The sequence below is a fragment of the Mycolicibacterium lutetiense genome (genome assembly GCF_017876775.1).
GTDB classification, from domain to species: Bacteria; Actinomycetota; Actinomycetes; order Mycobacteriales; family Mycobacteriaceae; genus Mycobacterium; species Mycobacterium lutetiense.
On the sequence record NZ_JAGIOP010000002.1, the window covers coordinates 3,858,040 to 3,871,202 of the forward strand.

The window sequence follows — 13,163 nt, forward strand, 5'->3', positions numbered from 1 at the left end:
GCCATCACATCCGGAACACGCCGTAGCCACGCTGGCCACGGATCTCGCTGTTGTGGACCACGGAAAGGCAGAACCCGAGAACGGTACGGGTGTCGCGCGGGTCGATGATCCCGTCGTCGTAGAGCCTGCCGCTGTTGGCCAGCGCCAACGACTCACGCTCGATCTGGCCCTCGACGGCAGCGCGCATCTGGGCGTCGGCCTCCTCGTCGAACGGGAGCCCCCGGTCGGCGGCCGACTCGCGGGCCACGATCGACAGCACGCCCGCGAGCTGGGCCGGGCCCATGACGGCCGAACGCGAGTTGGGCCAGGTGAACAGGAAGCGGGGAAAGTAGGACCGCCCGCACATCCCGTAATTGCCCGCACCGTAGGACGCGCCCATCACGATCGTCAGGTGTGGGACAGCGCTGTTGGAGACGGCGTTGATCATCTTCGCGCCGTCCTTGATGATGCCACCCTGCTCGTACTCCGCGCCGACCATGTAGCCGGTGGTGTTCTGCAGAAACACCAGTGGCGTGTCGATCTGGTTCGCCAGCTGAATAAACTGGGCGGCCTTCTCCGCCTCCTCGCTGAACAGGATTCCGCGCGCGTTGGCAAGGATCCCTACCGGGTATCCGTGGATCGAGGCCCAACCGGTGACCAGCGAGGTGCCGTATAGCGGCTTGAACTCGTCGAAGGCGGACCCGTCCACGATTCGGGCGATGACATCACGTGGGTCGAAGGGAACCTTCGGGTCCACCGAAGCGATCCCGAGGAGTTGGTCGGGGTCTCGCAGCGGGGGGGTCGGTGGCTGTGTCGGGCCGGGCCCGAGCTTGCGCCAGTTCAGTCTGGCCATGATGCGCCGCCCGATCCGGATGGCGTCCTGCTCGTCCTCGGCCATGTAGTCGGCCAGCCCGGAGGTGCGGGCGTGCATGTCGGCGCCGCCGAGCGACTCGTCGTCGGACACTTCGCCGGTCGCCATCTTCACCAGCGGCGGACCACCGAGGAAGACCTTGGACCGGTTGCGGACCATCACCACGTAATCACACATGCCGGGGATGTACGCGCCGCCTGCCGTCGAGTTACCGAATACCAGCGCCAGTGTCGGCAGGCCCTGCGCGCTGTGCTGGGTGAGGTCGTTGAATAGCTGGCCCCCGGGCACGAAGATCTCGGCCTGCGTGGGCAGGTCCGCCCCGCCCGACTCGACGACGTTGATGATGGGCAGCCGGTTCTCGCGGGCGACTGCCATGCCCCGGAACACTTTTCGGAAGGTGTAGGGGTTCGAGGCTCCGCCGCGCACGGTCGGGTCGTGCGCGATGATCATCGACTCGACGCCTTCGACGATGCCGATGCCGACCACAACGCTGCCGCCCACCGGAAACTTCGTGCCCCACGCCGCGAACGGACAGAGTTCCAGGAAGGCCGTGTCGGGGTCGATGAGCAGCTCGACGCGCTCCCGAGCCAGCATCTTGCCGCGGCTACGGTGCCGGGCGACGTACTTCTCGCCGCCGCCACCGTTGGCCAGCGCCAGCTGTTCGGCGAGCGCATGGAGCTGCGCGATGAGTCCCTCGCGATTCTCGAGGTATACCGGCGCGCGGGTGTCGACCCGGTCGGGCAGGACGTCAATCAACTTTCCTCCAGGTGACATCAACGTCGATCTCCTGACACGCTACGTTATCGGTCATTAACATTCGACGACAATGGGGTCGACGTGGCAATCGTGCCGTCCCCGAGTGATCACAGCAGGAGCAACTCACATGAAACAGCCGGATCAGCGGGAAGCGGAGGCGGCCGCAGCCGACCCGTGGATGACGCCCGAGCGCATCTCGTTGCGCAACCTCGCGATGTCGTTCACCCAGAAGGAGATCGTTCCTCACCTGCAAGACTGGGAGGACGCCGGAGAGCTCCCTAGAGAACTCCACCGCCGCGCAGCCGCAGCGGGGTTGCTGGGCATCGGGTTCGCCGAAGAGATCGGTGGCTCCGGCGGTGACCTGCGCGACCTGGTGCTGCTCACCGAGGCCGTGATGGAGGCCGGCGGCTCGTCGGGCTTACTGGCCAGCCTACTTACGCATCACATCGCAGTGCCCCATATGGCCGCGCAGGGCGATCCCGAGCAGATCCGCAGCTTCGTGGCGCCGACCCTGGCCGGGGAGAAGATCGGCAGCCTTGGCATCACCGAACCCGACACCGGTTCTGACGTCGCCGGCATCCGCACTACCGCACGGCGCGACGGCGACCACTACGTGGTCAACGGTGCGAAGCTGTTCATCACCTCGGGTGTCCGCGCCGATTTCGTGACCACCGCCGTGCGTACCGGCGGCCCGGGCCCGTCGGGGATTTCTCTGCTCGTGGTGGAGCGTGGCGCCACGGGTTTCTTGGTCTCGCGGGCACTGAAGAAGATGGGCTGGCTGTGCTCCGATACCGCCGAACTCGGATTCACCGACGTGCGCGTGCCGGTGGTCAATCTGGTTGGCCCCGAAGGCAGCGGATTCCTGCAGATCATGCAACAGTTCCAGGTCGAACGTGCTTTCATCGCCGTCCAGTGCTACGCCACGGCCCAGCGCTGCCTCGACCTGACGCTGGATTGGGTGAAGAAGCGCGAAACCTTCGGTCGACCGCTATCCACCCGACAGGTGGTGCGGCACAAGATCGTCGATATCGCGACGGCCGTCGACGTCGCCCGTACGTACACCCGTGCCGCTGTGGACCGCATCGTCGCCGGAGACACCGACGTGCGGATGGTCTCGATGGCCAAGAACCAAGCCGTAGAGGCCTGCGCGCTCGCCGTTGACACGGCCGTCCAACTATACGGTGGCATGGGCTACCTACGCGAGACCGAGGTCGAAAGGCACTATCGCGATTCGCGCATCCTGGGTATCGGGGGCGGCACCACCGAAATCATGAAGGAGATCATCGCCAAGCAGATTGGCCTCTGAGTGAAGCCGCCATTCGACAGCAGGAGCGTCGGCTTGGCAGGTCGACGAGACGGACCTTCCACCGTTTCTAAGGTAAGTCAACGGTGTGTCACGACCCCTGCGGCCAATGCAGCCTCCGCCACCGGGAAATTGCCTCCGGAGTACCAGCTAGCCAAACTTATCAACCACGTAGCGGCGAGCCAGCGTCTCAGCAAGTCTACTCGTATGTTCGACGATGTCGACCTGACTTACATCGACCAGTAGTCCTGCGTGCCAAGCGCTGATCAGTTCGACGAAGCCGCCGACCGCTACAAACGTGTCCATACGCAGAGCCATTTCGTCTGCGTCAGGCTTCAGATGCGGCTTGCTGGCGGCCATGACGAGCTGGGTTGCTTCCTGCAAGGCCACCGCTCGGCGATCTTGCAATGTTGAACTGCCGACGTGCTGTGTCAGCAGGATCTGTGCTCGCCCGGCATCCTGCGCGATGCGGAGAACAACGATCGAGATTGCGGCGCGAATGGTTTCGATCGGTGGTTGACCGACGCGTTCGGCAAATGTTGCCGAAACCTCGCCGAGCATCTCGTCCCGCACGTTGTCCCACGCTGCTACGAGCAACTCATCGCGCGTCTTGAACTCCTCGTAGAAATATCGGTCGTTCAGCGCGGCTCTGGAGCAGACCCCACGCATTGTCACGGCAGCCCATCCGCTTTCCGTCCAGATCTCCGTCGCCGCGTTCACTAGGCGCCGCCGCCGGTCAGCCCGTCGTTCGGCGCCAGTACGCCCGCCCCACCTTGCTGCCTTTGTCCGCACGAATACATCTTGACAAAGGCAGGAGCGCCGCATCAAACTGGTGGCAGGCGACCACAATTGTGTTCGCCGCCACCAGATGGCTGCAGGCCGGCTTGTCTCACAGGTCAGGCGTCGCCGTAATCTGCAAAGGATTCAGTAGTGATGGATATCTTGAGGTGGGACAGACCGCCTCGCCTGAGCCGCCGCGCCAACGCGGTCGTAACGGGAGCGGGCAGCGGAATTGGCCGTGCCTTCGCGGTGGAGCTCGCCCGTAGAGGTGGACGAGTGGTGTGTGCCGACATCGACCCGGTGCGTGCCAAGGAGACGGTCGGGCTCGTCGTCCAAGCCGGCGGCGAGGGGCTCGACATCGCATGCGATGTCACGGACGAAGAGCAGGTCCGCGAACTCGCCGACAGCGCCGAGAAGTGGTTCGGCGCGGCAGCCAGCCTGGTGATCAACAACGCGGGCATCGGAATCGGTGGCAATGTCATCGGCGCGACGCCCAAGCGGGACTGGGAAGCGACACTTTCAGTCAACTTGTGGGGAGTGATTTACGGCTGCGAGATCTTCGTACCGCGACTTCGTGCGAAGGGCAGCGGGGGAATTATCAACGTCGCATCGGCTGCAAGTTTTGGAGCAGCGCCCCGGATGGGTGCCTATAACGTCAGCAAGGCCGGCGTGCTCTCGCTATCCGAGACTTTGGCGGCCGAGCTGAGTGGTACTGGTGTGGCGGTGACTGTACTGTGCCCGACATTTGTCAAGACCAACATCGTCGATAACCCTGGTATTGAGGAGTCGGCCGCCAAGCTGGCAACGAATTTGATGAAGTGGACCGGCGTGTCGGCGGAATCGGTGGCGCGCAAAACGTTGGACGCGAACGATCGCGGTCAGTTGCACGTCCTACCCCAAGTCGACGCGAAGATTCTCTGGTTATTTAAGCGGGCAGTGCCTGCCACGTATACCCGTGCGCTCGGTTTGGTTGAGCGAATCGCGCGCTAAGTCATTCCAGACAAAGACAAAGGAGACTCCAATGGCATTCAAATACAGCGATATGCTCGAGACGATCAAGAATCGGCAGTGGGCGCTGGCCGACATCGATTGGGATGCGCCGGGCGCCGATAAAATCACTGATGAGCAGCGGCCCGAACTGAAGCAGTTCATGGCTGACGTGGTGTGGATAGAACACGTCGGTGCACGCGCGTTCGCCGCCATGGCGCCGAAAGCGCCGTTCGAGGCTCTAGGTGACATCTACCGGTATTTCCATGCCGAGGAGCAGCGGCACGCCAACGCGGAGCTGGCGCTCATGCAGCGGTGGGGGATGCTCGAGGAAGGGGAAATCCCGGTGCCGAACAAGAATATTCGACTGGTCATCGAGTGGATCGACCGATACGCCGAGGCCCTCCCGCTGACGGTGATCGGAGCGGCGATCCCAGCCTTGGAGACTGCGCTCGACGGAGCATTGCTCAAGTTCCTTCTCGACGAGGTGCAGGATCCGCTCTGCGCCGAGGTCTTCAACAAGGTCAACAACGACGAATCGCGGCACTTGGCAGTGGGATTCCAGGTTCTGAACGACCTCGGCGCCAGCCCCATGCGCATTCATGCGACTCAGACGATGGGGGCGCTCATCGACCCGAGAATCCTTCTCGGCGGCGTCCTCTACGTGCCGTTGCTCACCAGGATGTTGACCAATCTCAACGCCATGGGATTGTCGGAGGAGAAGCTCTACAACGCGGTGATGCGGTACGAGAACGTCGGAGATCGTAGTGAGTTCACGCGCCGCGTTCCGGGCTACCACATCTTGAAGGCTCACATGTCCGCCAGCATCAAGCGTTCTCAGCCATTGCATTTCATTTCGCAGCGGCTGGGTACCGCGATCGACCACTTCCCCACCGAGGTGCTCGGTAAGTCACCGACGTGGACAGAAGAGCTGACCTACGAACCGGTGGCCAGATGAGCGACACCACGACCGTCTTGATCGTCGGTGCGGGTTTCGCCGGCCTGGGAACCGCAATCCGGTTGCTACAACAGGGTATCGACGATTTCGTTGTCCTTGAACGTGCCGACGAGGTGGGTGGTACCTGGCGGGACAACACCTATCCCGGCGCGGCGTGCGACATCCCGTCGCTGCTCTATTCCTACGGGTTCGAGCAAAATCCGGACTGGTCCCGCGCGTATTCGGGCAGCGCCGAGATCCTCGGCTACATCAAGACGATGGTCGACAAGTACTCGCTGTCGCGTTTCATCCGGTTCGGAGTGAACGTCACCGGTCTGGAGTTCGACGAGGAAAGCGCACTGTGGACGGCGCAGACAGCTGACGGCTCGCAGTTCACGGCGCGCACCGCAGTGATGGCCAGTGGGCCGCTGGCGAATGCGAGCCTGCCGGACATCCGCGGACTGGACACCTTCGATGGTCACAAGATCCACAGTGCGCGTTGGGATCACGACTACGACATGAGCGACAAACGTGTCGCCGTGATCGGCACCGGAGCCAGCGCTGTTCAGATCATTCCCGAACTGGTGAAGACTGCGCGGTCGGTCAAGGTCTTCCAACGCACCCCCGGCTGGGTCCTCCCTCGGCCCGACTTCTCCCATCCGCAGTGGGTGCGGACGGCGTTTCGTCGCTTGCCTCGCGTGCAGAACGTCGGACGGCAGGCGTGGTTTTGGGGCCACGAGCTCATGGCCGTCGGCATGGTCTGGGATACCCCGGTCACCACTGGCATCCAGCTACTGGCGAAGGCGAATTTGCGGAGGCAGGTATCGGATACTTGGCTCAGGCGCCAGCTGACGCCGAACTTCCGTGCCGGCTGCAAACGGATGCTGATGAGCAGCGATTACTACCCCGCTCTTCAGCGCGACAACTGCAAGCTCGTCTCATGGCCGATCGCGACCCTGTCGCCGAATGGCATACGGACCGCAGATGGCATCGAACACGAACTGGACTGCATCGTCTTCGCCACCGGCTTCGATGTATGCAAGGCTGGCACACCTTTTCCCATCCGAGGCGCGCATGGTCGTGAGCTCTCCGACGAGTGGTCCCAGGGCGCCTATGCGTACCGGAGCGTCACCGTCGCAGGCTATCCCAATCTTTTCTTCACCTTCGGACCAAATTCAGGGCCCGGCCATAACTCGGCCCTCGTGTACATGGAGGCCGAGATCAACTACATCGTCAAAGCCATCGGCGCGATCATCGCGAATGATCTCAGTACGCTCGAGGTCCGCGAAGATCGGCAAAATGATTACCACGGCGAGGTGCAGCAACGGTTGCGAAGTACGACATGGAATTCGGGCTGCACGAGCTGGTACCTCACGAGTGACGGATACAACGGCACCATGTACCCCGGATTCGCCACCCAGTTCAAGCGCGCACTGTCGAAGGTCGACATGGGTGATTATGTAGCGACCCCGGCAACCGCACGACCTGATCGAAAAATCGGATATGCCCAAAACGGCTCGAAGGTGGCCAACATCGGTCAGGGTCGCAAAGGCGCAGGCGTCCTGGCTGCCCGGCCTGGGGTCGACGCCGGCATTGCAGACGCCGGCATTGCAGACGTGGGCGTCGGGAAAGTACCGCCTAAGCGCGCAGCCTCGAGAGTGAGGAAAGACGCTTGAGTGTCCATGTCGCGGGCGACGAGAATGCCCCCGCCTCCGGAGCCCCTACCTACGAGGTCCCCACCCACGAGATCCTGGTGATCGGAGCTGGATTCTCCGGAATCGGGGTGGGCATCAAGCTGCTGAAGGAAGGTTTCTCAGACTTCCTCATCGTTGATGAGGCCCAAGGGGTGGGTGGAACCTGGTACTGGAATACCTACCCGGGGATTGCAGTAGACATTCCGTCATATAGTTACCAATTCTCCTTTGAGAAACGCCCGTCGTGGTCACGTACCTATGCGCCGGGGATCGAACTGAAGAACTACGCGAAGCATTGCGTGGAAAAATATGGCCTCGCGTCGCGGATCCGCTTCGGAGTCACGGTTGTGAGGGCTGAGTTCGACGAGGAATCGACATTGTGGCGTTTGTTTACCTCGACGGACGAGGAACTGACAGCCAGGTTCGTCATCAATGCCTCCGGGGTTCTCACGCGACCTAAAGCGCCGGACATACCGGGGGTCGGGGACTTCGGCGGGGTCACGATGCACACGTCGCGCTGGGACCACCAGCAGACCCTCACCGGAAAAAGAGTCGCCGTCATCGGAACAGGCGCCTCGGCGGTGCAACTGATCCCCTCGATAGCTAAGGACGTGGACACACTTACCGTCTTTCAGCGCACCCCGATATGGTGTCTGCCGAAATTCGACTTCCCGGTGCCCCGCCCGCTGAGTGTTCTTCTCCGGCTCGCACCCGGAGCGCAGATCGCCGCGCGGGGAGCCAGCCAGGCCTTTGTCGAACTCACCTTTCCCGTCGCAGCGCACTTTCATACCGCCATACCGCTGGCGTCGGCGATCGAGCGTGCAGCGATCAGTTATATGCGTCGGCAGGTCACCGACCCGGTCGTTCGGGAGAAGCTGACGCCGCGTTACGCGCTGGGCTGCAAGCGACCAAGCTTTCACAACGAATATTTGAAGACGTTCAACCGCGAGAACGTCCTTCTTGAAACGAACCCCATCACCCGGGTGGATGAGACCGCGGTGATTACGGCCGATGGCGTCAGACACGAGATCGACGTGCTTGTCCTGGCAACGGGATTCAAGGTCATGGAATCGGACAGCATGCCCACCTACTCGCTCAGAGGTGTCGCCGGCCGAGACCAGGCTCAGTGGTGGGACGAGAACCGACTCCAGGCATATGAGGGCGTCAGCGTGCCAGGATTCCCGAACCATTTCTCAGTGTTTGGCCCGTACGGATACAACGGTTCGTCCTACTTCGCACTCATCGAGGCACAGGCGGGTCACATTCTCCGTTGCCTCCGGCAGGCCAGGACGGCCCACTCGAACTACGTCGAGGTACGCGAGGAGGCGAATCAACGCTTCTTCGCGGAGATGCTGGCACGGCGGCATACGCAAGTCTTCTGGCAGGACAGCTGCGCGGGCGCGAACAGCTATTACTTCGACAAGCATGGGGACGTGCCTCTGCGTCCCACGACGACGGTCGAGTCGATCTGGCGCAGTCGACGATTCGACCTGGCCGACTACCGTTTCGAACGACGACCGGCGAAAAAGGCGGACACTGCCCCACAGAAGGTGGTCACCGCCGGATGAGTTCACCTGCCAGGCCGAATCCGAGCATGGCGAGCCACCTGGTCGCGGCAACGGCGCGACGCGTTCTTCGACCTCTCACGCAGGTGATCCCGGCCAACGAGCATGGCTTCGCGGTCATGGATCGCGTGCTACGGGGAACACTCGTGGTGTCGCGGCCAAGGCGCGCAATCAGTGTCGAGAAGGTAGACACGCCCTTCGCCGGTGAACGTGTGCGAGGCGACTGGGTCAAGGCGGCCAACGTGGCCTCGGATGCTCCGCCGATTCTTTATATACACGGCGGCGCATTTTCTATGTGCTCTCCCGAGACCCACCGTGGCCTCATCAGCGAACTGTCCGCGGCCGCCCGCAGGCCGGTATTTGCCGTGCGCTATCGATTGGTCCCGAAATATCCCTTCCCGGCGGCCGCAGATGATGCACTGATCGCTTATCGATGGTTGACAGAGGGAAGCGCGATCACCGCGTCTTCTGGCACGGTGGCGCTCGCCGGAGATTCCGCAGGCGGCCAGCTTGCTGCGGCGACGGCGCTTGGCGCTCGGGAACATCGACTGCCGACGCCGGATGCCATGCTGCTGATGTCGCCGGTGCTGGATTTGACATGTCAACTTGCGATGGACCGTGATCTGCGCAGACGGGACCCCTTTGCGTCCGCCATCTCTGCGTCGAGAACAATGGGTCTGTACGTGGCGGGCGCCGATCCAGCCGACCCGAGGATAAGCGTGCTCGACGCTGATCTCACGGACATGCCACCAACTTTGATTCAGGTCGGCGGACGAGAGATGTTGCTCGACGACTCCAGAGTCTTTGCCAAACGTCTGCAGACTGCAGGGGTCTCCTCCCAGTTGCAAGTTTTCCGCGGCCAGATCCATGTCTTCCAGGCGATGTTTCGCCTATTGCCCGAAGCGCGTGAGGCCCTCAGGCTCGGTGGCGAGTTCTTGGCTACTTCGGCCACCGTCCGTTGACAGCGTCCCTGCGCACGCCTTGACCACGAGGCGCCCCAGCACGAAGGTTGTATGAGCTAACGATGAAACCCGTGAAACGTGAACAAACCCAGGACAATCCCCCTGGTAACCCCTCGATCGTCATCATCGGCGCTGGCTTCGCCGGAATTACCCTTGCACTTCGCCTCAAACGCGCAGGGTTCGACAGGGTCCTCATTGTCGAAAAGGGCGATGGTGTCGGGGGAGTCTGGCGGGAGAACACCTACCCAGGGGCGGCCTGTGACGTCCCGTCGCAGTTGTACTCAATCTCCTCGGCGCCGAATCCTACGTGGGGTCGGCGTTACGCAGAACAAGGTGATATCCTCGCCTACCTTCGCCGCGTCGCCGAGGAAAGTGGTTTGCTGTCCCTCCTTCGGACCAAAACCGAAATCGCTAAGGCGGCCTTCGATGAGCGCACGAACACATGGCGTCTGACCACGACTACCAGTCAGGAATTGGAGTGTGATGTCGTCATTTCGGCCGTGGGCCAGCTGTCCCGACCCTCAGTTCCTGATATTCCTGGAATCTCGGGCTTCGCGGGCCCGTCGTTTCATTCCGCCAATTGGGACCACGATCTGAATCTCAGCGGCAAGCGGCTTGCGGTCGTCGGCACCGGCGCTAGTTCGGTGCAATTCGTCCCGGTGGTCGCCGCAGGCGCTGAGCACTTGGACGTTTTCCAACGGTCAGCCCCATGGGTGCTGCCCAAATTCGACCGTCAGTACGGTGGGCGGCATCACCAACTGCTGCGCAAGTTGCCCATTCTGCGGCTCAGCGAACGTCTGATGATTTGGACGATATTCGAGTTCTTGGCGTTGGCACTCGTCGACGCGAAGCCAGTAGCGCGAGTCTTGGGAGCCGTCGCCCTCCGGCACCTAGGTCGCCAGGTGTCGGATGCCCGGCTGCGTTCCCACCTGACGCCGGACTATGCGCCCGGGTGCAAGAGGATTCTGTTCTCCAGCGACTATTACCCCGCGCTCGCACGTCCCAACGTCTCATTGGTCACCGACGATATCCAGGCAGTAGAGCCTGGCGGAATCCGCACGGTGAACGGCGACTTCCATGCCGCCGACGTGATCATCTACGGCACTGGCTTCAGTGCCACCGAGTTTCTTTCCCCGATGGAGGTCTACGGCCGCTCGGACCGAAAATTGTCGGACGTGTGGGCGGATGGCGCGCACGCCTACTACGGCCTATCGGTGCCAGAGTTTCCGAATTTCCTCATGATGTACGGGCCCAACACCAACGTGGGATCCGGGTCCATCGTCTACATGCTCGAATCGCAGGCCCGACACATCGTCAGGTTGATGAAGGTTCTCCGTGCCCATCCAGGAAGTGTTATCGAGGTCCGTGCAGATGTGGAGAAGCGGTTCAACGACCGGTTGAGTCGCCGCCTGGACAGATCCGTGTGGACTATGTGCGCGAGCTGGTATCGCTCGGCGCTCGGTTCGATATCCACCAACTGGCCCAGCCCGACCTTCCTGTATCGCCTTCGTGCGCGCAGGCCGAAGCGGCGCGCTTACGTCCTGTCGCGTCCCGCGCCCGCGAACTCGTCGCGCAGGGGGACACCCGAGCCGGCCAACACCCATCTGGCCGACATGCCCTATGCCCCCAGCGGGGCCGATAGCGTCGACTAGTGGCGGCTCTGTTCAGTGACGGGTATCCGAGGACGGCGGGGAGTCGCTGACATTCGAGCGGCAACTGTGATCGCCGTTGACAGGGTGGTCACCGGTGTAAACGATGGGTGAAATCCTTCCGATAATGCGAGAAACAACATCAAGGGGGCACTCGATGACCAAATCGCCGTCCGGTTCGGCAAGCAAGTCCCGTGACCGTCTGTCGTCGGTACTACTGAATCCCCTCCCGCAGCGCGTCGAGCGCGCTATCCAGGAGGTGAGTCGACGATGGCCGGTTCGCGAACTTGCCGCGCCGCCGACAGGTAGCGGATTGAAGCCAGTTATCGGCGATCAGGGATTGCCTCTCGTTGGCCACACACTGGACTACATTCGCTTCGGCTCTGACCTCAGTAGAGAGCGGTACGAGAGATTCGGTTCGGTCTCGTGGATGGGGGCGTTTGGCACCAAGATGGTCGTCATTGCGGGACCGCAGGCAACTCAAGAAGCACTCACCACCAAAGCCAAGGCTTTCTCGCAAGATGGTTGGGGTTTTCTCATCGATGCGTTCTTTCATCGGGGGCTGATGCTGATGAGCTTCGATGAGCATCTGATGCATCGGCGAATCATGCAGGAGGCGTTCACACGTCCGCGACTAACCGGTTATGTCAAGCAGGTCGGGCCATCGGTTCGTTCTAGCGTACCGAAGTGGCCGACCGGTTCGGGTGTCCGCTTGTATCCCCTGTTGAAGGATTTGACGCTCAACGTGGCAACCGATGTGTTCATGGGCGGCCGCGGGAAAGAGGACAGCCGTTCAGTAAATCGAGCCTTTGTAGCAACCGTCCGCGCTGCCAGTGCGATCGTGCGTGCTCCTCTGCCCGGGACGCGGTACCGCGCCGGAGTGCGCGGTCGCCGGTTGCTGGAGGCGTACTTCGCCCGGCACTTACCGGCGGCACGCTCGGGGCAGAATGATGATTTATTCGCCGCGCTATGTGAGGCGCGCGGCGAGGACGGCGAACGCTTCACTGATGCGGACATCATAAATCACATGATCTTTCTGATGATGGCCGCTCATGACACGTCAACGATCACCACTGCCGCTGTGGCGTACTTCTTGGCGAAGAATCCTGAATGGCAGGATCGACTTCGTGCTGAGTCTGACCGTCTAGGCGACGATCTGCCGGACATTGAGGACCTGGAGGGGCTCACGGCGATGGACTTGGTCATCAAGGAGTCGCTCAGACTAGTTGCACCGGTACCGTTGGTTATGCGTAAGACGGTGACCGACACCGCAATTGATGGCTACTACGTCCCCTCCGGAGTGCTTGTCGCCATCACGCCTGCGGTCAACCACTTTGCGCCCACAGTGTGGACCGAGCCGGACCGGTTTGACCCAACGCGATTCGAGCCGCCACGGCGCGAGGATCAGGCCCACCGCTTCGCCTGGCTTCCGTTCGGAGGAGGCGCGCACAAGTGCATCGGGATGCACTTCGGCACCTTGGAGGTGAAGGCAATACTGCACGAGATGCTGCGGGAATTCACCTGGAGTCTGGATGACGGCTACCGCGTTCGGTGGGACAATACGTCCCTGCCTGTCCCTGTCGACGGCCTACCTATTACGTTGTGTCGCCGATGATATCTAGGTCATTCCACGAGACTTTTGAGTGCTTGGCCGAGCACATCGCCCTCACAGGGCGCCGG

The 13,163-nt window shown here is 62.0% G+C and carries 10 protein-coding genes; 8 read left to right on the forward strand and 2 right to left on the reverse strand.

Annotated features, from left to right (window positions below):
• Nucleotides 1–4 precede the first annotated feature (4 nt).
• Nucleotides 5–1,606, reverse strand: coding sequence for an acyl-CoA carboxylase subunit beta (locus JOF57_RS27860; protein ID WP_067992181.1), 1,602 nt, complete (start codon nt 1,604–1,606; stop codon nt 5–7).
• A 106-nt stretch (nt 1,607–1,712) separates the two neighbouring features.
• On the opposite strand from JOF57_RS27860, the gene JOF57_RS27865 reads away from it, so the two are divergent.
• Entirely contained in the window at nt 1,713–2,912 is a 1,200-nt protein-coding gene (locus tag JOF57_RS27865) for an acyl-CoA dehydrogenase family protein (RefSeq protein ID WP_370492758.1), read from the forward strand.
• A gap of 147 nt (nt 2,913–3,059) precedes the next feature.
• Here JOF57_RS27865 and JOF57_RS27870 read toward each other — a convergent pair whose 3' ends face one another.
• The gene (locus JOF57_RS27870; RefSeq protein ID WP_011895453.1) at nt 3,060–3,734 is read right to left on the reverse strand and encodes a TetR/AcrR family transcriptional regulator; all 675 of its coding nucleotides are present in this window, start codon (nt 3,732–3,734) and stop codon (nt 3,060–3,062) included.
• 108 nt (nt 3,735–3,842) lie between these two features.
• On the opposite strand from JOF57_RS27870, the gene JOF57_RS27875 reads away from it, so the two are divergent.
• The 7 genes from JOF57_RS27875 to JOF57_RS27905 all read left to right on the forward strand — a co-directional run bounded on the left by JOF57_RS27875 (nt 3,843) and on the right by JOF57_RS27905 (nt 13,098).
• The gene (locus JOF57_RS27875) at nt 3,843–4,679 is read left to right on the forward strand and encodes an SDR family NAD(P)-dependent oxidoreductase (protein ID WP_011895452.1); all 837 of its coding nucleotides are present in this window, start codon (nt 3,843–3,845) and stop codon (nt 4,677–4,679) included.
• Nucleotides 4,680–4,710: 31 nt separating this feature from the next.
• A complete protein-coding gene (locus JOF57_RS27880) occupies nt 4,711–5,634 on the forward strand; it encodes a hypothetical protein (protein ID WP_011895451.1) in 924 nt (307 codons plus the stop codon).
• Nucleotides 5,631–7,289: a flavin-containing monooxygenase gene (locus JOF57_RS27885; RefSeq protein ID WP_209922516.1), complete on the forward strand. Its 1,659-nt coding sequence runs from the start codon at nt 5,631–5,633 to the stop codon at nt 7,287–7,289. The genes JOF57_RS27880 and JOF57_RS27885 overlap by 4 nt, the downstream gene beginning before the upstream one ends.
• A gap of 71 nt (nt 7,290–7,360) precedes the next feature.
• On the forward strand, nt 7,361–8,875 hold the full coding sequence (locus JOF57_RS27890) for a flavin-containing monooxygenase (protein WP_209923794.1): 1,515 nt from the start codon (nt 7,361–7,363) through the stop codon (nt 8,873–8,875).
• Entirely contained in the window at nt 8,872–9,834 is a 963-nt protein-coding gene (locus tag JOF57_RS27895; protein ID WP_043985032.1) for an alpha/beta hydrolase, read from the forward strand. Before JOF57_RS27890 ends, JOF57_RS27895 begins: the two co-directional genes overlap by 4 nt.
• Before the next feature lie 62 nt (nt 9,835–9,896).
• Nucleotides 9,897–11,486 (forward strand): flavin-containing monooxygenase, encoded by a 1,590-nt coding sequence (locus JOF57_RS27900; protein ID WP_209922518.1) that lies wholly within the window; start codon nt 9,897–9,899, stop codon nt 11,484–11,486.
• Between the two features lie 154 nt (nt 11,487–11,640).
• Nucleotides 11,641–13,098: a cytochrome P450 gene (locus tag JOF57_RS27905; RefSeq protein ID WP_209922519.1), complete on the forward strand. Its 1,458-nt coding sequence runs from the start codon at nt 11,641–11,643 to the stop codon at nt 13,096–13,098.
• Nucleotides 13,099–13,163 lie beyond the last annotated feature (65 nt).

Coding starts and splice junctions, on each gene's coding strand:
- JOF57_RS27900 (WP_209922518.1), top strand. CDS start 9,897: ATGAAACCCGTGAAACGTGAACAAACCCAGGACAATCCCCCTGGTAAC.
- JOF57_RS27885 (WP_209922516.1), top strand. CDS start 5,631: ATGAGCGACACCACGACCGTCTTGATCGTCGGTGCGGGTTTCGCCGGC.
- JOF57_RS27875 (WP_011895452.1), top strand. CDS start 3,843: ATGGATATCTTGAGGTGGGACAGACCGCCTCGCCTGAGCCGCCGCGCC.
- JOF57_RS27870 (WP_011895453.1), bottom strand. CDS start 3,734: ATGCGGCGCTCCTGCCTTTGTCAAGATGTATTCGTGCGGACAAAGGCA.
- JOF57_RS27880 (WP_011895451.1), top strand. CDS start 4,711: ATGGCATTCAAATACAGCGATATGCTCGAGACGATCAAGAATCGGCAG.
- JOF57_RS27895 (WP_043985032.1), top strand. CDS start 8,872: ATGAGTTCACCTGCCAGGCCGAATCCGAGCATGGCGAGCCACCTGGTC.
- JOF57_RS27905 (WP_209922519.1), top strand. CDS start 11,641: ATGACCAAATCGCCGTCCGGTTCGGCAAGCAAGTCCCGTGACCGTCTG.